22 protein-coding genes and 7 pseudogenes are annotated in these 23,321 nt (G+C 58.6%); 17 read left to right on the top strand and 12 right to left on the bottom strand.

The genetic code is table 11. The features are described 5' to 3' along the window. Window positions 1-23 precede the first annotated feature (23 nt). Window positions 24-257 carry a fluoroquinolone export ABC transporter permease subunit gene (locus ML_RS19825; protein ID WP_420872434.1) on the bottom strand — a complete coding sequence of 78 codons (234 nt, stop codon included), beginning with the start codon at window positions 255-257 and terminating at the stop codon, window positions 24-26. Between the two features lie 39 nt (window positions 258-296). On the opposite strand from ML_RS19825, the pseudogene ML_RS05130 reads away from it, so the two are divergent. Beyond that, window positions 297-535: pseudogene (locus tag ML_RS05130) on the top strand (TrkA family potassium uptake protein); the annotation flags it as partial. Window positions 536-1,906: 1,371 nt separating this feature from the next. Then, window positions 1,907-2,605, top strand: a complete 699-nt coding sequence (locus ML_RS05125) for a hypothetical protein (RefSeq protein WP_010908087.1) — start codon at window positions 1,907-1,909, stop codon at window positions 2,603-2,605. A 44-nt stretch (window positions 2,606-2,649) separates the two neighbouring features. On the opposite strand, the gene ML_RS05120 is transcribed toward ML_RS05125, so the two are convergent. Then, window positions 2,650-3,420, bottom strand: coding sequence for a DUF3710 domain-containing protein (locus ML_RS05120; protein WP_041323752.1), 771 nt, complete (start codon window positions 3,418-3,420; stop codon window positions 2,650-2,652). A gap of 47 nt (window positions 3,421-3,467) precedes the next feature. Next, window positions 3,468-3,932 (bottom strand): dUTP diphosphatase, encoded by a 465-nt coding sequence (gene dut / locus ML_RS05115; protein WP_010908085.1) that lies wholly within the window; start codon window positions 3,930-3,932, stop codon window positions 3,468-3,470. Between the two features lie 25 nt (window positions 3,933-3,957). Between dut and ML_RS05110 the strand changes: the two genes are divergently transcribed. Beyond that, window positions 3,958-4,431, top strand: a complete 474-nt coding sequence (locus tag ML_RS05110) for a DUF3093 domain-containing protein (protein WP_010908084.1) — start codon at window positions 3,958-3,960, stop codon at window positions 4,429-4,431. 4 nt (window positions 4,432-4,435) lie between these two features. On the opposite strand, the gene ML_RS05105 is transcribed toward ML_RS05110, so the two are convergent. Then, a complete protein-coding gene (locus tag ML_RS05105) occupies window positions 4,436-4,738 on the bottom strand; it encodes a DUF4193 domain-containing protein (protein WP_010908083.1) in 303 nt (100 codons plus the stop codon). A gap of 195 nt (window positions 4,739-4,933) precedes the next feature. On the opposite strand from ML_RS05105, the gene cei reads away from it, so the two are divergent. Continuing rightward, the gene (gene cei / locus ML_RS05100) at window positions 4,934-5,584 is read left to right on the top strand and encodes an envelope integrity protein Cei (RefSeq protein ID WP_010908082.1); all 651 of its coding nucleotides are present in this window, start codon (window positions 4,934-4,936) and stop codon (window positions 5,582-5,584) included. 3 nt (window positions 5,585-5,587) lie between these two features. Here cei and ML_RS05095 read toward each other — a convergent pair whose 3' ends face one another. Next, window positions 5,588-6,463, bottom strand: a complete 876-nt coding sequence (locus tag ML_RS05095; RefSeq protein WP_010908081.1) for an inositol monophosphatase family protein — start codon at window positions 6,461-6,463, stop codon at window positions 5,588-5,590. After that, on the bottom strand, window positions 6,460-6,747 hold the full coding sequence (locus ML_RS15555; protein ID WP_231846832.1) for a hypothetical protein: 288 nt from the start codon (window positions 6,745-6,747) through the stop codon (window positions 6,460-6,462). The genes ML_RS05095 and ML_RS15555 overlap by 4 nt, the downstream gene beginning before the upstream one ends. On the opposite strand from ML_RS15555, the gene ppgK reads away from it, so the two are divergent. From ppgK to ML_RS15550, 3 genes and pseudogenes are all read left to right on the top strand, one after another. Further along, window positions 6,655-7,386, top strand: a complete 732-nt coding sequence (gene ppgK, locus ML_RS05090; protein WP_231846786.1) for a polyphosphate--glucose phosphotransferase — start codon at window positions 6,655-6,657, stop codon at window positions 7,384-7,386. The two genes, ML_RS15555 and ppgK, sit on opposite strands and share 93 nt — an antisense overlap. 175 nt (window positions 7,387-7,561) lie before the next feature. Next, the gene (locus tag ML_RS05085; protein WP_111481136.1) at window positions 7,562-9,121 is read left to right on the top strand and encodes an RNA polymerase sigma factor; all 1,560 of its coding nucleotides are present in this window, start codon (window positions 7,562-7,564) and stop codon (window positions 9,119-9,121) included. Between the two features lie 326 nt (window positions 9,122-9,447). Further along, window positions 9,448-9,827 (top strand): annotated as a pseudogene (locus ML_RS15550) (Rid family hydrolase). Here the strand turns inward: ML_RS15550 and ML_RS05080 are convergent. Then, window positions 9,812-10,189: pseudogene (locus tag ML_RS05080) on the bottom strand (DUF952 domain-containing protein). The pseudogenes ML_RS15550 and ML_RS05080 overlap by 16 nt on opposite strands. 125 nt (window positions 10,190-10,314) lie before the next feature. Between ML_RS05080 and ML_RS19820 the strand changes: the two are divergent. Next, on the top strand, window positions 10,315-10,470 hold the full coding sequence (locus ML_RS19820) for a DUF7455 domain-containing protein (RefSeq protein ID WP_420872433.1): 156 nt from the start codon (window positions 10,315-10,317) through the stop codon (window positions 10,468-10,470). A gap of 630 nt (window positions 10,471-11,100) precedes the next feature. Next, complete coding sequence (locus tag ML_RS05070) at window positions 11,101-12,093, top strand: YihY/virulence factor BrkB family protein (RefSeq protein ID WP_010908077.1); 993 nt, start codon at window positions 11,101-11,103, stop codon at window positions 12,091-12,093. Here ML_RS05070 and ML_RS05065 read toward each other — a convergent pair. Next, window positions 12,080-12,319: a DUF3039 domain-containing protein gene (locus tag ML_RS05065; RefSeq protein ID WP_041322580.1), complete on the bottom strand. Its 240-nt coding sequence runs from the start codon at window positions 12,317-12,319 to the stop codon at window positions 12,080-12,082. The genes ML_RS05070 and ML_RS05065 overlap by 14 nt on opposite strands. Window positions 12,320-12,421: 102 nt before the next feature. Here ML_RS05065 and ML_RS05060 point away from each other — a divergent pair, with 102 nt between their 5' ends. The 4 genes and pseudogenes from ML_RS05060 (at window position 12,422) to ML_RS05045 (ending at window position 16,761) form a co-directional block, all read left to right on the top strand. Beyond that, the gene (locus tag ML_RS05060; protein WP_231846785.1) at window positions 12,422-12,850 is read left to right on the top strand and encodes a DUF3099 domain-containing protein; all 429 of its coding nucleotides are present in this window, start codon (window positions 12,422-12,424) and stop codon (window positions 12,848-12,850) included. Between the two features lie 166 nt (window positions 12,851-13,016). Beyond that, window positions 13,017-13,976, top strand: coding sequence for a sigma-70 family RNA polymerase sigma factor SigB (gene sigB, locus ML_RS05055; protein WP_010908074.1), 960 nt, complete (start codon window positions 13,017-13,019; stop codon window positions 13,974-13,976). Window positions 13,977-14,132: 156 nt separating this feature from the next. After that, entirely contained in the window at window positions 14,133-14,825 is a 693-nt protein-coding gene (locus ML_RS05050) for a metal-dependent transcriptional regulator (RefSeq protein WP_010908073.1), read from the top strand. A gap of 503 nt (window positions 14,826-15,328) precedes the next feature. Beyond that, window positions 15,329-16,761: pseudogene (locus tag ML_RS05045) on the top strand (FAD-dependent oxidoreductase). On the opposite strand, the pseudogene ML_RS17880 reads toward ML_RS05045, so the two are convergent. Next, window positions 16,742-17,537, bottom strand: a pseudogene (locus ML_RS17880) (trypsin-like serine peptidase). The pseudogenes ML_RS05045 and ML_RS17880 overlap by 20 nt on opposite strands. A gap of 269 nt (window positions 17,538-17,806) precedes the next feature. Between ML_RS17880 and ML_RS05035 the strand changes: the two are divergent. From ML_RS05035 to ML_RS18765, 3 genes and pseudogenes are all read left to right on the top strand, one after another. Continuing rightward, on the top strand, window positions 17,807-18,787 hold the full coding sequence (locus ML_RS05035) for a proteasome assembly chaperone family protein (RefSeq protein ID WP_010908070.1): 981 nt from the start codon (window positions 17,807-17,809) through the stop codon (window positions 18,785-18,787). Between the two features lie 27 nt (window positions 18,788-18,814). After that, window positions 18,815-19,855, top strand: a pseudogene (locus tag ML_RS05030) (alpha/beta fold hydrolase). Window positions 19,856-19,913: 58 nt separating this feature from the next. Further along, window positions 19,914-20,561: pseudogene (locus ML_RS18765) on the top strand (PhzF family phenazine biosynthesis protein). Between the two features lie 89 nt (window positions 20,562-20,650). Here the strand turns inward: ML_RS18765 and ML_RS05025 are convergent. The 3 genes from ML_RS05025 to ML_RS05015 form a co-directional block, all read right to left on the bottom strand. Further along, window positions 20,651-21,136 carry a peroxynitrite isomerase gene (locus tag ML_RS05025; RefSeq protein ID WP_010908069.1) on the bottom strand — a complete coding sequence of 162 codons (486 nt, stop codon included), beginning with the start codon at window positions 21,134-21,136 and terminating at the stop codon, window positions 20,651-20,653. 41 nt (window positions 21,137-21,177) lie between these two features. Beyond that, window positions 21,178-21,642, bottom strand: a complete 465-nt coding sequence (nrdR, locus tag ML_RS05020; protein ID WP_010908068.1) for a transcriptional regulator NrdR — start codon at window positions 21,640-21,642, stop codon at window positions 21,178-21,180. A 161-nt stretch (window positions 21,643-21,803) separates the two neighbouring features. Next, entirely contained in the window at window positions 21,804-22,298 is a 495-nt protein-coding gene (locus ML_RS05015) for a LysM peptidoglycan-binding domain-containing protein (RefSeq protein ID WP_010908067.1), read from the bottom strand. Window positions 22,299-22,577: 279 nt separating this feature from the next. Between ML_RS05015 and lexA the strand changes: the two genes are divergently transcribed. After that, window positions 22,578-23,285, top strand: coding sequence for a transcriptional repressor LexA (lexA, locus tag ML_RS05010; RefSeq protein ID WP_010908066.1), 708 nt, complete (start codon window positions 22,578-22,580; stop codon window positions 23,283-23,285). Window positions 23,286-23,321: the final 36 nt, after the last annotated feature.

Here is a 23,321-nt window from a genome sequence, read left to right as displayed (position 1 = left end):
ATTTGGACACAACCACGGAAGTATTACAGGACAGCAAGATTCATCACGGCTAACGGAATTGTGGCCGACAAGAACCAATCACTGATCGAACCGAAGGACAGTGAGATGGTGAATCTCACCAACATAATCAACAATGTTCCCAACGTTACACTTACCAGTATCAGGTCCAGATGACAGCCGATCCTGTGCAGAAGGTTCGTCATCACTACCTCCACTCTCAGTGAGATACCAACCAAAAAAATAAGTTTGGTGGACAGGGATTAACCAAAACGCAGTGGCGTGGCGATGACGACACCGAGGAGGCCGTCGCCATCGACGACCTCGTTCGACTAATGGAATCCCGTAAGGGCCCCAAGCCAACCTGGTCGCGATCACCCTGCCTGACGACACGCCGTAGGGAATCCGGTGTGCAAACTGCAACTACCACGGGATGCCGCATTGGTCACCATCCTGAACGGATCGCGGGTCATCATGCCGGAGACCGACGAGCCGTTGGAAGGGAGCGACGAGTTTGGTCTTCATCGCGGTTGCCTAGGTCGAGGACGATTTGCGCAAGCTACTGCTGCCCAACAGCTCGCCGCCCGGCGGCTAACTAGTCATAGCCAGCGTCGATATCCAGCTCGCCGCCGGCGAGCGTGGCCGCAGCCGCTGTCAGTAGCGTCGCCGGTAAGACGATATGACACGCTGAGCGGCTTCGATTGGAGCATAATTATTAATTAAAGCCAGCGCGGCTATCGCAATCCGGCGGGGACCCACCCCGATCCGCGCTTCCCCCAGCCAACCAGTCTAGTCGGAATCGTAGAGATTACCGCTGGAACACGAAAGCAGGGCAGCAAATACCAACACCTAGCCAAGCATAGCGATGTCGAATACGTATATTGCGCCGGGCTCTCGCGTCAGCCATGACCACGCTTGCTGGCCCAAGCCCGAGATAGGCAAAAAGTGGGCCGGCGAATCAGAATCGACACCACGAAATTCCACCGACCACAGCAACAACATCCAGATTCCCAACAGGAAATACCCCTTGGACTCCCCCCCCTATAGTAGGCCGATCAGCGACCATACCGCAACCCCAAAAATCCGGTGTTTGCCGGCTGCATTGATTCCCAGCGAATTAGCCACCATAACAAGACCAGCCCAGCCGCACTCAACGCACTTTCGAGTGCGGGCAGCAAATCAAGACACGGATTCCATCAAAGGTAACAAAGAAATAAAAATAAAAACGAATAAAAATATATTGAGAAAGGCCACCTAGCCTAACTACGCCAGCACCCGTTCAGGTCCGGGACGGCCAGCCGACACGAGATACCCAAGAGTCCAGCAACGATGTACATAGCGGCCGTACTCTCGAATTACTGGCGGCTGTCATAGTTGAATTTCGTAATGCGGATTATAGTTCTTTCTTGTAGTCTTGCTCCCGTTGTTGAGCTTGCCCGGCCGATAATAGCACCAGCCGCGTCCACCCCAAGTCGATACCGGGTGTATCCGACGTTGCCCCAAGCGCACCAGCGTAACTCTTTAGTGTCGCTACCGTTGAACATAGTGTCGCTACCGTTGAACAATTCGGCGCGGACCCCATCGGCACATCATCTTGCCGTTGGTTTCCACGCTGCGCAGCGTACCCACCATTGCGAACTCCTGGCCATACCGAACAATCAATCACACGTGCGAGCCGGTGCCGAGTGAGTAACTCGTCAGATAAATCCTCGGAATCGCATTGCCAGGTCCTTCGCTAGCCAACGCAGATGACTTCGGTCCCGCATGGCCACTCCTGACGATACTCATCCAACTATCGACGCTTCGATCTATAGCTAACGGCCACCGTAGACCTGCTGGTTCCCCTCCGCCATAAAGACGAAAACGATGATATTTGGAGCACCCGTGAACAGCCGGGCACTATCAAGGGGTGGCTGTCGATTTACGCAATGTGACAACCGTGTTGCTGCCTGGAACCGGATCCGATGACGACTACGTTTATCGGGCATTTTCGGGCCCCCTGCACCGAGTGGGCGCAGCTGTGCTGACGCCGCCACCCCAGCCGAATCGGCTGATCGACGGCTATCTGTCCGCCTTGGACGACGCAGCACGCGCAGGTCCGATCGGCGTCGGCGGTGTCTCGATCGGTGCCGCGGTGGCCGCCGCGTGGGCACTCGCTCATCCCGAGCGCGCCGTGGCCGTCCTAGCCGCGCTGCCAGCCTGGAACGGGGCACCAGAATCAGCGCCCGCCGCTCTAGCGGCACGGTATTCGGCATCGCATCTACGTCGCGACGGCCTGGCGGCGACTACGCTACAGATGCAGGCATCAAGCCCACCTTGGTTGGCCGACGAACTGGCCCGCTCGTGGTGCGGCCAGTGGCCACTGCTGCCCGACGCGATGGAGGAAGCGGCGGCATACATCGCACCGAGCTGCGCCGAGCTAGCCCGGTTAGCCACGCCACTGGGGGTGGCCGCCGCGGTCGATGATCCGATCCACCCTCTGCAGGTCGGCGTCGATTGGGTGACCGCCGCGCCACACGCCGCATTGCAGACGGTGACACTCAACCAGATAGGCACGAACGCCGCCGCGCTGGGTACTGCCTGCCTGGCTGCTCTCGCTCTCACCTAACCCGACGGACGATACGCGCCGCGAAGCGGCGTTAAGGAGCGAGACTAGCCGCCCGTAGTGTTGTGCAACTGCTGCATCGCCGATCCCGCAGCACCGCGACGTGGGGCCAGCTCGCGTGATTGCTGTCGCGCGTCGGCGTGTTGCGCGCTTTGCTGCGCCACAGCAGCCTCCCGCAGCTGCTCGGCCATCTGCTCGGGCAGCTGCACTGGCAACGGCGTCCGCACCGGTAGGGGCGTATCGCCACGGCGAACGACAGTATCCGCCAACGCTGCACGGGCCTCCTCGCTCAACACGTCGATGGTCTCCAGCGGACCGTTAACCACGCAGCGGATCATCCAACGATAGCCGTCAACCCCGATGAAGCGGACCACGCCAGTGTTGGTGCCAACCACTTCTCGCCCCCACGGGCCGTCTTTGACGGTGACTTTGGCCGAATCGTTGCGCAGCGAGTCAGCGAGTTCGCCGGCCACCTCACGCCAGAGACCACCCGTCTTAGGGGCCGCATAGGCGGTGATGGTGAAACGACCGTTGGCTGTAACGACCCAAACCGCGTTAGGCACCCCAACATCGGTCAGCTCGACCTGCAGCTGACTACCCTCCGGCAGAGGAATCAGCACGGAGCCCAGATCAAGTCGGGCTAGCACGGCGACCGCGGGATCTTCGAAATCGTCGATGTCGAACGGGCCCTCCAGCTCATCCACCTCTTCGGAATCGGGCTCGCTAGCAGCTGGCAGCTCAGTGGCTTCTGGGTCTGCGGGTTCGGTCAACGTGCGACTCGCGCCGTCTTTGCCTGTACGTTTACCGAATGTGGCCATCACCGCCGCTCCATCCTCATCGCTTCGCTCTGCATCGTCGTCGGCGGTCACAAACTCGCATGTCCGCCGGAGGAACCGTGACCGCCATCGCCACGGGATGTCTCGGCCAGCCCAGCTTCGTCGAACGACGAGACCTCAACCAGCTCTACTAACTCGACCCGCTGCACAAGCAATTGGGCGATACGGTCGCCGCGATGAACCACGAGGGGCTCCACTGGGTCCAGGTTAATCAGCGCGACCTTAATCTCGCCGCGATAGCCCGCGTCGACGGTGCCCGGACTGTTGACGATGGAAAGCCCCACCCGCACAGCCAATCCCGAACGCGGGTGAATCAATCCGACCATTCCGAACGGGATGGCAACTGCCAAACCCGTCCGCACCAGGGCACGTTGCCCGGGTGCCAGTTTGACGTCTTCGACGCTATAGAGATCAACCCCGGCATCGCCGTCATGGGCTCGGCTAGGGAGCGGAAGCCCGGGATCGAGACGGACAACGGCCAGACTGGTCGACACGGGGCCACAGACTACCCTTGACCGTGTGTCCGGTACCCCCGTCGCACCGCACAACGTGCGATATCGCGAGCGATTATGGGTGCCATGGTGGTGGTGGCCATTGGCCTTCGCGCTAGCATCGCTCATCGCATTCGAAGTCAACTTGAGTGGTGCCACCCTACCCAGTTGGCTACCGTTCGCTGTGGCAGCCGGGACATTGTTGTGGTTGGGTCGAGTCGAGATCCAGGTCATCGCGGACGCTCCCCTTGGAGGCAGCGTCGAACTGTGGGCGGGAAACGCGCATCTGCCCATCACCGCGATCGCCCAGTCAGCCGCAATCTCACGCTCAGCCAAGTCGGCAGCACTAGGCCGCCAACTGGACCCGGCGGCCTACGTGCTGCATCGGGCGTGGGTCGGGCCGATGATTCTGGTAGTCCTCGATGACCCGGACGACCCGACGCCATACTGGCTGGTGAGTTGCCGTCACCCGGAGCGGGTACTGTCGGCATTACGAAGCTGACTGATCAGGCCGTGCAGTCGGTGCAGATCATGACACCATTCTTCTCACTGGCTAGCCGGCTGCGGTGTTGTACCAGGAAGCAGCTTGAGCAGGTGAACTCGTCAGCCTGCTTCGGTATAACGCGGACCGACAACTCTTCGCCAGAAAGGTCAGCTCCAGGCAGCTCGAAAGATTCGGCGGATTCGGATTCGTCCACGTCGACCACCGCCGACGCCGCCTCGTTCCGTCGTGCTTTCAGCTCCTCCAGCGAGTCCTCTGGGACGTTGTCAGTCTCGGTCCGCCGTGGAGCGTCATAGTCGGTAGGCATGTCCAATCCCCTCTAAAGGCCCTCATAACCTCAAGCAACGCTTTGTACCAGCGTCGAACGCATCCACCAAACGATTCGTGCCCTTAATTCCTGTCCATTAAAGTGTGATTTACGTAACATCACTATTTTGACCCCTGTGCTCAGGTTCGAACAGTGCGTTTTTCAGGTTCGAACGGTGCGTTTTAGAGTGCAACTGTGGTCACACAAATCACCGAGGGTACCGCTTTCGACAAGCACGGTCGGCCCTTTCGGCGACGCAATGCCCGCCCTGCCATTTTCGTGGTAGTGTTCTTGGTCATAGTGGCGGGCGTGTCATGGACTATTGCACTCACCCGACCAGCGAAGGTTCGTGAGCCCGAAGTGTGTAACCCGCCTACGCAATCAACCGGGTCGGTGCCGACCCAGCTAGGCAAACAAGTGCCACGGACGGAGATGACTGACGTCACACCCGCCAAACTCAGCGACACCAAGGTCCACGTGCTCAATGCCAGCGGCCGGGACGGTCAAGCCGCCGATATCGCCGGCGCACTGCGGGATCTAGGATTCGCCCAGCCAACCGCCGCCAACGACCCGATGTACGCCGACACTCTACTAAACTGCCAAGGTCAGCTCCGTTTCGGTACTGCCGGGCAAGCCACCGTAGCCGCGGTGTGGCTGGTAGCACCGTGTACCGAGTTGCTGCACGACAACCGCACCGACGACTCGGTTGACCTTGCGCTGGGCACCGACTTCACCGCGCTGGCGCACAACGACGACATCGACGCTGTGCTGGCCAGCCTGCGTCCCGGCGCCACCGAGCCGTCAGATCCTGCACTGCTGCAAAAGATCCACGCCAACAGCTGCTGATCCTTAGTCCAGGATCGGCGCCAGGCCGTTGAATCGCTGCAAGGCAGCCAACAATGCGTCGGCGATTCCAGGCGCGGCAGCTACCACCAATCCGGCACCGCCCACGGGCCCGTTCCGCTTAGGCAACTGCACACAGGCCCCCGCTTCCGCCGCGATCAACGCGCCAGCCGCGCAATCCCACACCTGCACCTCATGCTCGTAATAAGCATCCAACTGGCCCGCCGCAACCATGCAAAGGTCTAACGCGGCCGAACCGATGCGACGTACATCACGTACCACCGGCAGCATCTGGGCCAACAGCGCCGCCTGGGCGGCGCGGCGCACTACCGAATAGGCAAAGCCAGTACCTAGCAGCGCCATCGACAAGTCATCGACTGCGCTGCATCTCAGTACCTGTACACCATACTCGTCGGTGACATGCGCGCCGAGGCCGCTCGCCGCCGAGTGCACCCGACCGGCAACAACTTCAGCAACCGCGCCGGCCACTGACACGCCATCAACCTGAGCTGCGACCGACACCGCGTAAGCCGGGATGCCGTAGACAAAGTTCACCGTGCCATCGATGGGGTCAAGCACCCAGGTTACCGTGTCTGCAGGCGTGGCGGTCAGATCGGCGGGCCCACCCCCCTCCTCCCCAAGGATCGAGTCACCGGGCCGTAGTTGAGCGAGCCGATCACGCAACAAGCGTTCTGTCTCGGTGTCAACGACAGTCACCGGATCGGTCGGGGTACTCTTCGCCCGTACCGCGCCGCCGCCTGCGGCGCCCAGGTCAGTACCAAACACCTCAGCTCGGCGACATCGCACGAACGCGGCGGCCTCAGTGGCCAGTGATTCGGCTACGCAGCGCAGCTGCTCGGGATCGTTGTCAGGTACTGTCACTGGCCTATCGCATCACAGTCGCCGGCAGATGCCAGACAGTCAGCCCGCATCATCGCCAGGCTAAAGTAAGCGAACAACCAAGTCTCGCCAAGGAGATTGCTATAACGAGCACCGACGCGACCGCAGATACGCCCAGAACCTCTCCGCCTAGCGACACCGCCGGTACGACATCGCGGCACCGCGGGTTCGGCATCGATATCGGCGGCAGCAGCATCAAGGGTGGCATAGTCGACCTCGACATCGGGCAACTGATTGGTGACCGCATCAAACTGCTCACCCCTCAACCGGCTACCCCATTGGCAGTCGCCAAGACCATTGCCGAGGTCGTCAACGCATTCGGATGGACTGCTCCCCTGGGAGTGACCTATCCCGGCGTCGTCACCCAGGGCGTCGTCCGAACGGCTGCCAACGTGGACGACTCCTGGATTGGAACCAATGCCCGCGACATTATCAGCGCTGAGCTGAACAGCCAGGAAGTCACCATTCTCAACGACGCGGATGCTGCTGGGCTTGCTGAAGGGCGCTATGGAGCGGGCAAAAACAACTCTGGCTTGATTGTGCTACTCACCTTCGGCACCGGGATCGGGTCAGCAGTCATCCACAACGGGAAACTGATTCCTAACACCGAGTTCGGGCATCTCGAGGTCGACGGTAAAGAGGCCGAACAACGAGCGGCATCGTCCGTCAAAGACAAGTACAAATGGAGCTACCGAACATGGGCCAAGCAGGTAACGAGGGTGCTGGTCGCCATCGAAAACGCGATGTGTCCTGACCTGTTCATTGCCGGCGGCGGCATCAGCCGCAAGGCCGATAGATGGATACCACTGCTTGAAAACCGCACCCCGATGGTGGCCGCAGCCCTGCAGAATACGGCCGGCATAGTCGGCGCTGCCATGGCTTCTACCGCAGATGTGACGCACTGAATTTTGCCCGGTGGAACAGTCCAGGCGCGTGCCACCGTTACAATGGTTATCGGCGGTCGCCCGACCGATAGCGCGAGTACTCACGCTGATATCAACGCCGACATTCGACATAGCAGACACTTTCGGTTATGCATGCCCAAACCCACCGGAAGTGAGTCCGACCGAAGGGGTGTATGTGGTAGCGACCAAGACAAGTCCGGCAACCGGCCAGCCGGTGAAGCGCACCGCCACCAAGACGCCCGCGACCCCCGCCAAGCGATCGACGACTAAGGCCGCAAATGGCTCCGCCCCCACAAAACGAGCCACTAGTACAGCATCTCGGGCCACCAAATCCACGACACCACCTAAAGCCTCCGGGGCAAGCGACGCTGCGAAGAAGGCCCGCACCTCGGTCAAAAGCGTCGATACAAAGGCACCGTCCGCGCAGGACCACACGACTAAAGCCTCGGCAGCCAAAGACACCCTGAACGATCCCGAAGCCACTCTGAACACCCTCGACTCCGACGCCACTGCCGACGACCTCGATGCCGAACCGGACCTCGACGTTGAGCCCAGCGAGGACATCGACATCGACATCGAAGCCGCCGACCTCGGTCTCGACGACCTCGAAGACGACGACGTAGTCACCGACATCGAACCAGGTGAAACCGAGGATGGCGAAGCTACTGCAGCCACCAAGACCGACGAAGCTTCCACCGATGATGACGAAGAGATCGTTGAGCCGACCGAAAAAGACAAGGCCTCCGGCGATTTCGTCTGGGACGAAGATGAATCCGAGGCGTTGCGTCAGGCCCGTAAGGATGCCGAGCTCACCGCATCGGCAGACTCAGTTCGCGCGTACCTCAAACAGATCGGCAAGGTGGCCCTGCTCAACGCCGAGGAAGAGGTTGAGCTGGCGAAGCGGATCGAGGCTGGCCTATACGCCACGCAGCTAATGACCGAGCTGTCTGAGCGGGGCACCAAACTACCCACCGCCCAGCGCCGCGACATGATGTGGATCTGTCGCGACGGCGATCGTGCGAAAAACCATCTGTTGGAAGCCAACCTGCGGCTGGTGGTTTCGCTGGCCAAGCGCTACACCGGCCGCGGGATGGCGTTCCTCGACCTGATACAGGAAGGCAACCTGGGCCTGATCCGGGCAGTCGAGAAGTTCGACTACACCAAGGGGTACAAGTTCTCGACGTACGCGACGTGGTGGATCCGCCAGGCCATCACCCGCGCCATGGCGGACCAAGCCCGCACCATCCGCATCCCGGTCCACATGGTCGAGGTGATCAACAAGCTCGGCCGCATTCAGCGGGAACTACTACAGGATCTGGGCCGCGAGCCCACGCCTGAAGAGCTCGCAAAAGAGATGGACATCACACCTGAGAAGGTGCTCGAGATCCAGCAATACGCTCGTGAACCAATCTCATTAGATCAGACCATCGGCGATGAGGGCGACAGCCAGCTGGGCGACTTCATCGAAGATAGTGAAGCGGTGGTGGCCGTAGACGCGGTGTCGTTTACGTTGCTGCAAGACCAGTTGCAGTCGGTGTTGGAAACACTCTCAGAACGCGAGGCCGGCGTAGTACGGCTTCGCTTCGGCCTCACTGACGGCCAGCCTCGCACCCTCGACGAAATCGGCCAGGTCTACGGCGTAACCCGCGAACGCATCCGTCAGATCGAGTCTAAGACGATGTCGAAGTTACGCCACCCCAGCCGTTCCCAGGTCTTGCGTGACTACCTTGACTAGCAACACCCCGTAGAACACGTTCTTGCCATCCGCTCTTCGCCTTGTCATGAGGGGTCGATAGCCGTGACCGACAGCTCGTGGTCCACGGCTGACTCCGTACTCACGTGTCTTCGACCGACATCAATACCTACTTGCGTTGCGGCTTAAGCCTTGATATTCAAGTCACACCACTACCCCGAGATCACAGTCCTGCCCGGACAAGTCAGCCTAGCAGCATCGCGTCTTCCAAACTTCCTCTGCCAACAAATCCGTATAACCTGCTTGTTATCGAAGCTTTTTCGAGAACTGATCGTCGCAGGTTCTGCACCCCAGGCTACTGTGATCGCATGCCGATCAGCCGCAACAACGTCTCATCCGGATCGGATTTCGAATCTAGTGGTCGATTACTCACGCGCAGTGCAAGTGGGCCCTCACGTCGCTGCGTCCGAGGTTACCAGCGCCAGACCTGCCGGTGATATGGCCGACCAAATGGGAGAAGTTTTGCGCCGCATAAAAAGTGCGCTCAAACAAATGGGTTCGGCACTCACCGACGGTGTCCATACTCGTATCCATGTAACGGATATACTGCGCTAGCGCAAGGCCGGAGAAGTGCACACAACTTTTCGGCCAAATACGTCCGGAAGCTGGAATCGTTGAAGTGTCCGCGCTGATCGCACCTGACCTGTTGGTGGAGATAGAAGTTCACTACTACTACGTGCGGTTTTGAAATCCCGCGACCGGCGGGAAAGTGCCATCGGACCCCGGGAAGTTGGAGGAACTCTGATCACATCGCACACTGACAACGGACCGTACAGATGCGGGAAGAGCGTTGATTCGGGATCCGTGGCAATTCCAAACTCCCAACGCACCGGTGAGCCTAGCTCACTGGGAGCGATACACAGCAAAATCAGGTCACCGCGGCCGGATGTACAGCCAGCAAGCTGTACTTGCTCAAGCGTCGATAGATGGATGAACGCGGACTTGCTCGCCGCGGCACACAGGTCAAGGGTGAATCCCGCCGCGGCTGCGGGTACGCAACCATTCCTCTGCACCGCAGAGATGTACCAGTACGCCGGGAACCGAAACCAGGCGAGCAAATAATGCCCCGGGGAGGGTGAAATGCGTGAGAAAAGACACACCCGACAACAATTTGGGGAACAAGGTGAAAACCGCTGCCGTCTAAGGCAATGTAAGCACGTGAGAATGAAGTAGCCATGAACGCAGCCCTGACCAGAGTAGACCGCTGCTGCGCAGCAACGCGTGCGTGCGCCAAGCTCTCTTCAGGAGACGAACTGCTCTTCTGCCAGCATCACACGAACGAGCACGAGGTAAAGCTAACAGCATTAGCAGTCGTGATTGAAATCAGCTAACTCTAGAACACGCGGGAACGCGAGTCCACATGAGCGAATTTTTAACCACAGCAAATACTCATTAATTCACTCAGCAACGGCTCTTTAATGGCACTGGGCAATATTCTCAGATCCAAATCTTCGACAATATGGTGCCCCTCTGCAAGCCCTTACGCTGATTTCGAAATGGTGTCGCTGTCCAAAAATAGCAGCACAAAAACCTTCGCGCGTCAATTCGCATCATTGAACAGCCAGGGCACTCACGTAACGACACCGAAACGGCGAATCGATCACGAGTACTTGCTTTCCCCTGCCGTATCGGTTATTCATGAGACCATCGGGCGCTTAAACCCAGCGATGAACGACCAAGCAAGGAATCGACAAGCCCGAATTCCAGCTACATATCAACACCGATAGGAGTCAGGTGAGCCGTGGCATACGACGATCCGTTCATGCAGACGGAATCCACCTATTGGCCTACATTACCAGCAGGAGCACAACAATACACTTCAAGCACGAAACACCCGGTCGACGGTGATCGGGCAGAGGCAACTGTGGATATGGCCGGTATTCCCTGCCGAATCATGCCACAACGACACCGCAATGAGCAGCATTCCGTAGCTGGCTACGCAAGCAGTCACCGGTAATAGTATGAGCGGCCAGGTATACAAACCGACCCGTCAGCACATCTGGCGAATCAGCCTGAGGACTCTGTCGAAAAGTTGGGATGACTCGATCTTCTCAGAGTCAGCACAGGCAGCCTTTTGGTCAGCTTTGTCGCTGCCGCCACTGGTGCTAGGAATGCTGGGAAGCTTGGCCTATGTCGCACCGTTATTCGGCGAGGATACTTTACCCACCATCGAGCGGCGCGTGATCTCGATGGCACACAGCTTCTTCTCCCCCAGCGTCGTCAACGAGATCATCGAACCCACAATCAGCGACGTCAACAACGGTGCCCGCGGCGAAGTGGTATCACTGGGGTTTCTGATCTCACTGTGGGCAGGATCGTCGGCAATTTCGGCATTCGTCGATGCGGTCGTAAAAGCGCATGACCAGACACTGTTGCGCCATCCGGTAAAGCAGCGACTTTTCGCGCTGTTCCTCTACATCGCGATGCTGGCATTCGTGGTTGCGACCGCGCCGTTGGTAGTGGTGGGCCCACGCAAAGTGACGAAACTCATTCCCCATAGCTGGGCCAACATGTTGCACTTGGGCTATTACCCGGCGGTGATTGTGAGCCTGCTGGTCGCTGTCATGATCCTTTACCGGGTAGCGCTGCCAATACCGCTGCCTACGCACCGGCTGGTCTTTGGTGCAATTCTGGCCACAGCGGTGTTCGTGATCACCACGCTGGGCCTTCGGATTTACCTGAAGTGGATCACCGGTACTGGCTATACCTATGGCGCGTTGACGACGCCAATCGCGTTCTTACTGTTCGCGTTCTTCGGCGGTTTTGCGATCATGCTGGGCGCTGAATTCAATGCCTCTATCCAGGAGAAATTCCCCGCACCGAAAACACATACCCACCGACTGCATAACTGGCTGACATCGCGTCTGCATACCGACCCCGGGCGGAACACCGTCACCACCCAAACAACACAACATCGCAGCGGCCGAGCCGCTGAACTGATCAACCCTTCTTGAGCATGTCATAGACCCGCTTGCAGTCCGAACATACCGGAGAGCCGGGCTTAGCCGCGCGCGTCACGGGAAATACTTCACCGCACAACGCAACCACATGACTGCCCATGACCGCACTCTCAACGATCTTGTCCTTTTTGACGTAGTGGAAGTATTTGGGCGTGTCGCTGCCCGTACCGTCGTCGACGTGTTCGTCGGTATAGGTGTGTTCGATTGTCTGGGTCTGCATACCTAACATTGTGACATTGTGCCTCCCTAACATTGTGACATTGTGCCTCCGCACTCGCCCCACGCTGAAACAGAAGCCGGACACGCCGGAGTTGATCTTGTATTGGGTACAGTGGGGAAATTAAGCACGGCTCCGAATCGAGGTACAACGGACACGTTCGATGACAATAGCCGGCCGGTGCTCATCACCACCGCTGCCCCGTCGTACGAGGAAGAGCGTCGCACGCGGGTACGCAAATATATGACCTTGATGGCTTTCCGGATTCCGGCGCTTATGTTGACCACCGTCGCCTACAGCGCCTGGCACAACGGTCTGATCTCACTGCTGATCGTGGCGGCCTCGGTGCCGTTACCGTGGATGGCCGTACTAATTGCCAACGACCGACCCCTTCGCCGCACAGAAGAGCCACGACGATTTGACAGCCGCCGAAGGCGCACCCCGCTATTGCTGACGACCGAGCAGCCAGCATTCAAGTCGCTACGACGACCGCCGCCTAAACCGACGTCATTGGCCACAGACAGCCGAAGCTAGCCAGGGGTTTCAGACCGGCTAGCCTCGACCCGCACTTCTCAGGACATTCTCAGGTCGTCGGCACATTTCCGCACGTCAAAGCGTGTGAGATGACAGCAGGACGGGAACTCTCAAGGAGGACCCGTCGTTAAAACAAACTACAGAACAAGCCGATTGGGAGGGCGTCATGGCCGAAGCCACCACAAACCGGGTTGACAGCGATCTGGATGCTCAAAGCCCCGCCGCGGACCTGGTGCGTGTGTATCTGAACGGCATCGGTAAGACAGCGTTGCTCAACGCCGCCGATGAAGTCGAATTGGCCAAACGCATCGAAGCTGGGCTCTATGCGGAGCATCTGCTCCAAACTCGCAAGCGCTTCGGCGAGGGCCGCAAACGCGCATTAGCAGCTGTGGCGCGCGATGGCGCAGCAGCACGTCGCCACCTGCTGGAAGCTAATTTACGCCTTGTTGTTTCGCTGGCCAAGCGGTACACGGGTCGGGGAATGCCATTGCTGGACCTAATCCAGGAGGGCAACCTGGGGTTGATCCGCGCGATGGAGAAGTTTGACTACACAAAGGGATTCAAGTTTTCGACGTATGCTACTTGGTGGATCCGACAGGCCATCACCCGCGGTATGGCCGACCAGAGCCGCACCATCCGACTGCCGGTGCACTTAGTTGAGCAAGTCAACAAGCTGGCCCGGATCAAGCGGGAAATGCACCAAAACCTAGGACGGGAAGCTACTGACGAAGAACTCGCCGCTGAATCGGGAATTCCAATCGAGAAGATCAACGACCTGCTGGAACACAGTCGCGACCCGGTCAGTCTGGACATGCCGGTCGGCTCCGAGGAGGAGGCCCCGCTGGGCGACTTCATCGAAGACGCCGAAGCCATGTCCGCGGAGAACGCAGTCATCGCCGAACTTCTGCACACCGATATCCGCAGTGTGCTGGCCACTCTCGACGAACGTGAACACCAGGTGATCCGGCTGCGTTTCGGTCTAGACGACGGCCAGCCACGCACCCTGGATCAGATCGGCAAGCTGTTCGGTTTGTCCCGCGAGCGGGTCCGCCAAATCGAGCGAGACGTGATGTGCAAGCTCCGCAACGGTGAGCGCGCTGACCGACTACGCTCGTACGCGAGTTAACACGCTACTTAGGCCACCCAGGTCAGGGCCGCCAGCCGAAGCCAGGTAACAGACAGTTATGCCCGCCGCCCCGTGGCGGGCATACTGCTGCCGCGAAGCTCGGCAAACCATCGGCGCAGCTGGCCAAGTAGACTCGCCAGTAATGGAGGGTGCTGAATGAATGACCTGGTTGATACCACCGAGATGTACCTGCGGACCATTTACGACCTCGAGGAAGAGGGTGTCACACCGCTGCGCGCCCGTATCGCCGAGCGGCTCGAGCAGAGCGGGCCTACAGTGAGCCAAACTGTGTCCCGGATGGAACGGGACGGATTACTCCGGGTGGCTGGCAACCGTCATCTAGAGCTCACGACCAAAGGCCGCGCGATGGCCATCGCGGTGATGCGTAAGCACCGTCTCGCGGAACGACTGCTGGTCGATGTCATCGGGTTGCCGTGGGAAGAGGTTCACGCCGAAGCATGTCGGTGGGAACACGTAATGAGTGAGGATGTTGAGCGCCGGCTGATTAAAGTACTAAACAACCCGACGACATCACCGTTCGGCAACCCGATTCCAGGTCTGCTAGACCTCGGTGCTGGACCGGATGCCAGCGCCGCCAACGCCAAACTTGTCCGGTTGACTGAGTTGCCGTCCGGGTCACCGGTGGCAGTGGTCGTCCGCCAGCTCACCGAACATGTCCAGGACGATATCGATCTGATCACGCGGCTCAAAGACACCGGCGTCGTGCCCAACGCACGTGTGACGGTGGAGACAAGCCCAGCGGGCAACGTGATCATCATTATCCCCGGTCACGAAAACGTCACTCTGCCGCATGAGATGGCGCACGCGGTCAAAGTCGAGAAGGTCTGATTCATTCGTTCGGGCCGATGCGGCTCGAACGGCCGGACTGAGACCTAACCCGCCGCGCTGGCCAAATGTCCAGAGCGGCGGTAGCCAAATACCGAGTCATCAGTCAGCCGGCAGCCGGTGAACGCAAGTTTGCGGATGTCCTGTGGGCTGTTTGCAACGTGAACAGTGGACGCCGTCCGCATCAATGATCACAGGCGTTCGCGGCCTCAGGATCAGCCGCGGCGGCAACGTCAACTAGATGCCCAACCCAGTCGACCAGCTGTCCGGACAGATCGACACACATCAATTACCACCAAGACCAGTGACTTTTTCGGCACTAAGCCAAGAACGGCCTAGTAGCACGGTGATCAATGCTCCGAAACGGTTTAACTCAAAATTGGGTGGAGGCTTTGTCATAAGCATCAACGCTGACGATCGCCACCGTCAACCGATGTTCATGCGGCCTGGTGGAGCTGTCCGCTTGTGGGCGAAGTTCTGACTGTGCGTTCCTACTGTCTATATTCATAGGGTCAATGTGCGAGTACGACTATAGTGATTATTGGTTTATAGTGATTATTGGTTCGGGTCCTGGCGGACAGGAAAACCGCGGTCGCCTTCAGCCAAGCTAGGTAAATCCACCGTAAGCATCGAACGTAGCCGAATAATCGGCAGCGTGCATGTCAACCACCGGCACCATCCCGTCAAAGATATTGAGTGAAACGGTTATTTACCTCACCGGAACACATCAGGGTGAGCTATACAGAGGAAGCTACCAGTAAAATATCGGAGCACTTCAGCTGACCTGTTAGCTCGAATCAAACACGTGATAATAAAGAAAATTAACATAATACGCAGCCAATTGATTCGCAACCGGGTCAATTTGCTGCTCAGACACAGCCGCTTCCTCGATTCACACACGATTCTCGGTGAAGACCATGACCACTGCAAGAAGACCACCGTCAGCGGCTATAACGTCGTCAGCAGCTACCAGCACCAAGTTCGGTGCGGCCTGCTGGGGTCGAGTTGGACTAGAAAAGAATTCTCGACTCCGATGGGATCCTCGACCTCAAGTCACTGCCGTCCTCGATGGCCGTGGTCGGTGCCGGTGCGATCGGCACCGAGTACATTTCGATGTTTGCCGCGCTGGTCACCAAGGTGACCGTGGTGGAAAAGCGTAGCGACATGCTGGACTTCTGCGACCTCGAAGTCGTCGAAGCGCTGAAGTTCCACCTACACGACCTAGCAGTGACATTCCGCTTCGACGAGAAAGTCACCACGGTCGATGGCGGTTCGTCACCACTCTGGTCAGCAGCAAGCAGATCCCCGCCGAATCGGTGATGTACTCCGCGGGGCGGCGGGATCAGACCGATCACCTCGACCTGGAAAAGGCCGACCTGTAAGCCGTGGATCGCCGGATGGATTTTCGTCGACGAAAAATTCTCAACCAAGGTGGGCCACATCTATATTTATTTCTATGCCGTCGGCTTACCTGCACTCGCCGCGACCTCGATGGAACAAGGGCGCCTGGCTGCCTATCACGCATTTGGCGAGCTGACGGCTAGACATCACCAAACTACAGTCAGTCGATCGGCATGTATTCAATCCCGGAGGTGGCCTCATCGGCACCACCGAGGTGGAACTCACGCAAAACTCGATCCCCTACGAAGTAGGGATAGCTCGATGCCGCGGAAGCTGGCTCTCAGCCAGATCTCCGGGACTTCTACGGCATGTTCAAGTTTGCTTGTCCACCGAAGATCTCAAGCTGCTTAGCGTGCATATCTTCGTCACCAACGCCACCGAGATAATGCACATCGAGCAGGCCTTGATGGGGTGTGGAGACACCGTCGAGTACCGGGTCGACACGGTTTTCAACTGCCCAAGATTCTCCGAGACCTACAAGAACACTGCATTAGAAGTTATGAACAAGATGTGTGCGCTCAACCAGTTCCGCCGGTGATCATACTATCCTCAAACAGAATATCATCGAATTCGGACAGCACGGAATCACCGGGTCCGTCGGCTTGTGCGCACCAGCAGCTGCGCGATGTGTTCATCGAACGATGCCGAGTACGACATGTTCTGCGCGCACCCACCACCTTGGAGACCACCAAACCAATCCGATGACCGCCGATCCACTCACCCATGGAGCGCCGCTGGTGCCGCTGACTAGCCCCTCACACGCCAACAAGGGAAACCCGCTCGCGGTGATCCCGGTTCTGGCCTCACAGCCGATAGGTATGCTGCCCTGGGCAGGCGCCGTGCCTAGTGAAAGCGCGGAGCCGACATGCGATTCCACCGCACCACCACCAGCTAACTCGGGCAATCACTTAGTCGGCACGCGGATCCTTTATGGCAATCCAACGTGGATCTATGGCAATCCAACGTGGATCGAAGTAGAACTGGTCGACCTTCCACAAGTCGGTGGGCGCAGCATCATCGGTTAACCCAGGAACGAACGTTGCCTGGGAACGCCCGGACACGCAGTGCGCGGCAGTCAACACAAGGTCGCCGCCCGTCGAGTGCACCACCGAGCCTGTGCAAACCTGCATGGCGCCGCCGTCGACGAAGATTGCACCAACGCGGGTCGGGGTCCACCGGACCCGCCACCTGCTCGGGCTCGGGTCAGCTATCCTGCGGTATTAGCGCGCTACTCGGCTGCACTGGTGCGGGGGGACATGTGCGATAAGCTGGCCGTCCACATAACTTCAGCAACGTCGCTAGGCTGAACAGCAGGCAAAGTCACATCTTCCCAACCCTCATCGCTCTATATCATTCCTGACTGCGCACCGGCCGCCGGAAATCGACACTGCCCAACACACCAACAAGCTTGCCGGCAAATTGGACGCCACCCGCTAGTCTACCGGCGCCTGCCGTCTCACGATCATGCGCTTTCGAAAAATCGCTGTCAGGTAGGCTTGGTTGTTCACATTATCGGGTCGCCGTCGTTTTGAGGGACACTGGTTACGGCACCTTGGACAGACGCACGAGAGAAGGCAACACCGATGTCCCACTCCCACTATCAAGACCCAGATGACGAGCAGCACTACCAGCCAGGGCAGCCCGGCATGTACGTGCTTGAGTTCCCGGCGCCACAGTTGCTGGCGTCCGATGGCCGCGGTCCGGTGTTGATACATGCTTTGGAAGGCTTTTCCGACGCCGGTCACGCAATCCGGCTCGCCGCTACCCACCTGAAAGCTGCCTTGAACACCGAGCTGGTCGCCTCTTTCGCGATCGACGAATTGCTCGATTACCGCTCGCGGCGACCGCTGATGACGTTCAAGACCGATCACTTCACCCATTACGACGATCCGGAGCTCAGCTTGTACGCGTTGCGTGACAGCGTCGGGACACCGTTTTTACTGCTGGCCGGTATGGAACCGGATCTGAAATGGGAGCGTTTCATCACTGCAGTGCGCCTGCTGGCCGAGCGCTTGGGGGTTCGACAGACCATCAGCCTAGGCACTGTCCCGATGGCGGTTCCACACACACGGCCAATCACACTGACCGCGCACTCCAACAACGGGGAGCTGATCGCCGATTTCACACCTTGGATCACCGAAATCCAAGTCCCTGGTAGTGCGTCCAACTTGCTGGAATACCGAATGGGCCAGCATGGTCATGAGGTTGTCGGGTTCACCGTGCACGTGCCACACTATCTGACCCAGACTGACTACCCAGCGGCCGCCCAGGCACTACTCGAGCAAGTGGCCAAGACGGGTGCACTGCAGCTTCCGCTATCGGCACTAGCCGAAGCAGCGGCAGAAATCCGAGCCAAAATCGACGAGCAAGTGCAGGCAAGCACCGAAGTCGCTCAAGTGGTAGCAGCTCTTGAGCGCCAGTATGATGCGTTCATCGACGCTCAGGAGAACAGGTCACTTCTGAGACGCGACGAAGACCTGCCTAGCGGCGACGAACTTGGAGCAGAGTTTGAGCGGTTCCTCGCTCAGCAAGCAGAGAAGAAGCGCGACGACGACCTGACCTGAACGCCCTGATCAGATCAGATTGGCGACATGACCGTGCGAAAAAGCAATCTTCGCACGGTGCGAAAAGTCACTACACTGCCGTTGCGTTTCCGCATGATCCACGTTTACAAGCGAGCCTACCGCATCGCCGGTTCTAGTCCGACGATACTGCTGATCCACGGCATCAGCAACAATTCCACTCGCTGGACTACCGTGCACGCCAAGCTCGCCCAGCAGTTCACGGTCATTGCCGAAAATCTATCTGGGCCACTGCCAGTCCGATAAGCCATGCTCCGACTACTCCGTCGTGGCATACACCAACAAGAAACAAGATGAGTAGGCTGTTTAGCGTACTTAGCATCAATCGAACAACCCTAGTGGGTCTATTCACTCGGCAGCGGTGTGGCCGATGCAGTTCGCCTACCAATTACCTCAGGTGGTCAACAAGCTCATCCCGGTCTCCCCACCCACGGCGTCGACCAAAGATGTCCCCTTCGTCTTCCGGTGTGCATTGTTGCCGATGGGCAGCGAAACTCTAGCATTTCTGCGGCTACCCTGATGCTATCGGCGGTGCAGCTAGCCAGCCGGTGTTGGGCATGGCGATCAAACGACCGGCTTGGGTCGCGAGCTACCAAATGTGCTGCAGATTTTAGCTGATCTACAAGAACCGACGGCCTCATCAGCGTTCGGCCGCACCACGCAGGCAGTGGTCAATTGGCGCGGCTAGATCGTAACCATGCTTGATCGATATTATTTGACCCAGGCCATCCCAATGCAGATAATTAAGTTGGAGTGCACATGATGTGTATGGTACCAATCCGTCACGCTTGGATGACACACAGCGCGATGCCTAGTTCCCTACTGAAGATCTTTGAAGGAGCTAGCCATTGCCCGTTTAACGACAACCCGCGCCATTTCACCGACGTTGTTCAGCGCTTCCTCGACGCCACCGAGCCTGCCGAATAGAATCAGGCCGCTCTGCGTGAATTGCTCCGCACCGGCGGCGGCAAGCGAACCGTGACCAGCTCGGCCAAAACCCACGTTGCGGTGCTAAACACCATAGCTTCCGACAAACGCAGCGCTGCCTGAGCAACCCAGCCGCACGCTCGTCGTGCAGGACCGTAAAGTCGAGCCGTGGGTATCGAACATTACGGTATTGCGGGTTTTCACCGATGCAGATGTAAATTCCAGGAATCCACTCGATGTAGTTGACGTTAGGCAAGTACAAACCGGGGATCGGGAACACCTGGCACCCAATTGGGCTATAATGAAACGATATTTGTCGACCTGCCCACCGCCGACTCGACTACCGTGCACACGTCCATCCACACTGCGGAACCGAACTCCAGTTGGCCAGTCACCCAAGCAGTCGGAGCGTCGGTCATGTTAGCTGCGTGCCAACGGTATGCCAATCAACACTCTGCAGATCCCGGCTAGCATCGCGCAGGTGAAACGAAAGTACCGGTGCACCAAGCCACCGTACCAGGATCAGGGCACGTGCGGAATGAGCTCCCGAATTCACCATCCACAACTTCGACTCGCTCGGTCCCCTTGGCTCCGCCAACCCCGCCGATTTTCCCGACGACATTACACACTACCTGTGGGCCTGGGGCGATCGGTCAAGCCCGATAGCTGCGTGCGCGAATGTTTGCCGCCCACCTAGGCGTACCGGAAAACGAAAAGACGGGCTCGGTGGCGATGCAGATTATCGACTCGACTACCTCAGCCACGATCTGACTAATCACCCAGGGCAAGAGATCTCTGATCACAACCACCTTGGAGTCCCGAGGACTGAGCTCAGGTAGCAGGCCAAGTCATAAAAACGATGTGATATGCCTGGACTGATCGCGGCCGGCGCAGCGAACCCAGCCGACCAGCGAGAGTTCATTGCTTTCGGTGCAACACGGCGACGAGGTGATCCTGCAGGGGTTGCCCCACTGCGCCCATCTGCACCGAATATGCAAATTCGTCGCCATCGATGCGGAAAAAACGACCAAGCGCAGTCACCTGTTTGGCGGTCGGAACCAACCCGATCGTTGTTGTGACCAACTCAACTTCGATGAGATCGCCGGTCACCGAATATGTACCCACTTCGATTTCCGCAATATCGCTGTGATGGGCGAGAACTAGTTCGATGTGACCCGGTTGCGGCACACGAAGGTAGCCTGTCTCAGCATGCAACGGCTTCCCGTCGGTTATTGCCCTGGTCTTCTGCGTATAAGTCAGGAAGGGTCTATCCAGATGGGAAAACACAACTTCCTCGAGGTATTCGAACGGCTGGATCGTCGGGTACTTTCCCATGCCTCGACCGACCCACGAACCAAGCAGCGGTGCCAGTGCCTGAAGATCAGGGCACAGATCGGAAGGCATGCAGTCAGCCTAATGGGAACCGAGCCATCCACTGCAATCCGTCAGCGTGAAGTGGATACTCTGCGGTGTGCGCGAAGCGCCTCAATCTCGCGCTCGAAGTCGTCGGCCGACGAAAAGGATCGGTATACCGACGCGAAACGCAAATAAGCCACTTCGTCGAGTTCGCGTAACGGCCCAAGGATCGCCAGGCCAACCTCGTGACTTGGGACCTCTGGCAACCCCGCAGCACGAACGGTGTCTTCCACCTGCTGGGCCAAGAGGTTCAGCGCGTCGTCATCTACTTGGCGACCCTGACAAGCCCGACGGACGCCGCGAATGACCTTCCCCCGGCTGAAGGGCTCCGTAACACCGCTGCGCTTCACGACGGCCACCACAGCAGTTTCTACGGTGGTGAACCGCCGCCCGCACTCTGGGCACGACCGACGGCGTCGAATCGCTTGGCCTTCATCAGTTTCTCGCGAATCAATCACCCTGGAATCGGAATGCCTGCAGAACGGGCAATGCATGACCGCTCCTTTGCCGGGCTGATGTCAAGGTATCGCAGACGTTCCGAGAATACCTGTCACTGCCCCAACCAACGAATACTGCCGCCACACATGCGCGTTCATCGCCACAAACACCGGGTAGCTTTGCCTTTGGGCGGTTTCCGCAATACACCAAGAAGCCGTCAGCCAACCGGAGCGATCAGGGTCTGGCCCGCGACGAGCATCGACGAGTCCAGGACGTTAAGTTCACGAATGCGCTCGCTCACTTGGCGAACTGGTGCGTCGGGTGCTACCCGGGCAGCCACGTCCTGAAGCGACTCTCCGGCTTCAACCCGCACCACGGCTAGCCTGTTTGGCACGTGAGTGACAAAACCGGTGGCGTCGCCATCGATCACCTGGCTGACGTCGGCCATTAAACCGAGCCACAAGGTGATCATCCCGGCGAGCAAGGCCAGCCCGATCGTTTTCGCGAGTGAAACGGTACGCCCACGATGTGGGGCGACCAACATCGCGACACTAGCGCCGGAGTAGCGCATCGGCGCACTCGCTGACCGCGACGGAGCCGGCCTGCGAGATCCAGCCGACTCACCGCTGCCACAACGAGGTCCAAGAATCGGTCGGCTCATCGGGTGCCGGACATTCCCGATAAGCGGCGGTACTGCGTAGATGACTAGCATGTGCGTTCCTCCGATCAACAATTTCTCGCTCGTGCGTTCGACATTAATCGATCATATGTTCGATATACGAACATTCGATCGAAGCGTGTCGGGCGTGTATGCACGCTAGCTCAGACCACCGACATTTAGACTTTGCCCACTTGCCCCAAGCTGCGGCAGGGAATCCAATACCTATCCGCCGCAATACGGTCTTCTAGGCTGGCGGACGATCCCGCTCCCGCAACACATTTGTCGAACACATGTTTGATTCTCCACTGACATCGGACTACATTCAGTGGCATGAGCGACAGCACCGACATATCAGGCATCACCGTCGACGGCCGCTTGCATTCTATGGATTCAGGGCTCACCGAGCGGCAACGCACCATCCTGAACGTCATCCGGGCCTCGGTAACCAGCCGCGGATACCCACCCAGCATCCGGGAAATCGCCGATGCTGTCGGTCTGACGTCGACATCCTCGGTGGCTCACCAGCTGCGCACCCTTGAACGCAAGGGCTACTTGCGCCGTGACCCGAATCGCCCGCGAGCTGTCAATGTCCGCGGCGTCGAAGAGACTCAGGCAGCCGGCCCCGCTGTACTCACCGAAGTCGCTGGCTCAGACGTCTTACCGGAGCCCACCTTTGTCCCGATCCTCGGACGCATCGCGGCCGGTAGTCCGATCTTCGCCGAAGGAACTGTCGAGGACATCTTTCCGCTGCCCCGTGAACTGGTCGGCGAGGGTACGCTCTTTTTACTCAAGGTGACCGGCGACTCGATGGTCGAAGCCGCGATCTGCGACGGTGACTGGGTGGTCGTACGGCAACAAAAAGTCGCCGACAACGGCGATATCGTCGCAGCCATGATTGACGGTGAGGCCACCGTGAAGACGTTCAAACGCGCAGGCGGTCAGGTGTGGCTGATACCGCACAATCCAGCGTTCGATCCCATTCCCGGCAACGATGCAACGGTGCTTGGCAAAGTCGTGACAGTAATCCGCAAGATATAACCCCCGAAAAGTCTTGTGCGTAGTCGACCGGACCAT

It is taken from the genome of Mycobacterium leprae TN (assembly GCF_000195855.1).
GTDB classification, from domain to species: Bacteria; Actinomycetota; Actinomycetes; order Mycobacteriales; family Mycobacteriaceae; genus Mycobacterium; species Mycobacterium leprae.
The sequence above is the reverse complement of the archived record's forward strand: the minus strand, read 5'-3'. Positions and strand labels throughout refer to the sequence as shown.

Bases quoted from the DNA above. Each gene is read 5' to 3' on its own strand.
- ML_RS05120 (WP_041323752.1), bottom strand. From the start codon at position 3,420: ATGGCCACATTCGGTAAACGTACAGGCAAAGACGGCGCGAGTCGCACG.
- ML_RS05105 (WP_010908083.1), bottom strand. From the start codon at position 4,738: ATGCCTACCGACTATGACGCTCCACGGCGGACCGAGACTGACAACGTC.
- ML_RS19820 (WP_420872433.1), top strand. From the start codon at position 10,315: ATGAACGCAGCCCTGACCAGAGTAGACCGCTGCTGCGCAGCAACGCGT.
- ML_RS05070 (WP_010908077.1), top strand. From the start codon at position 11,101: ATGAGCGGCCAGGTATACAAACCGACCCGTCAGCACATCTGGCGAATC.
- ML_RS05065 (WP_041322580.1), bottom strand. From the start codon at position 12,319: ATGCAGACCCAGACAATCGAACACACCTATACCGACGAACACGTCGAC.
- sigB (WP_010908074.1), top strand. From the start codon at position 13,017: ATGGCCGAAGCCACCACAAACCGGGTTGACAGCGATCTGGATGCTCAA.
- ML_RS05050 (WP_010908073.1), top strand. From the start codon at position 14,133: ATGAATGACCTGGTTGATACCACCGAGATGTACCTGCGGACCATTTAC.
- ML_RS05035 (WP_010908070.1), top strand. From the start codon at position 17,807: ATGTCCCACTCCCACTATCAAGACCCAGATGACGAGCAGCACTACCAG.
- ML_RS05025 (WP_010908069.1), bottom strand. From the start codon at position 21,136: ATGCCTTCCGATCTGTGCCCTGATCTTCAGGCACTGGCACCGCTGCTT.
- nrdR (WP_010908068.1), bottom strand. From the start codon at position 21,642: ATGCATTGCCCGTTCTGCAGGCATTCCGATTCCAGGGTGATTGATTCG.
- ML_RS05015 (WP_010908067.1), bottom strand. From the start codon at position 22,298: ATGCTAGTCATCTACGCAGTACCGCCGCTTATCGGGAATGTCCGGCAC.
- lexA (WP_010908066.1), top strand. From the start codon at position 22,578: ATGAGCGACAGCACCGACATATCAGGCATCACCGTCGACGGCCGCTTG.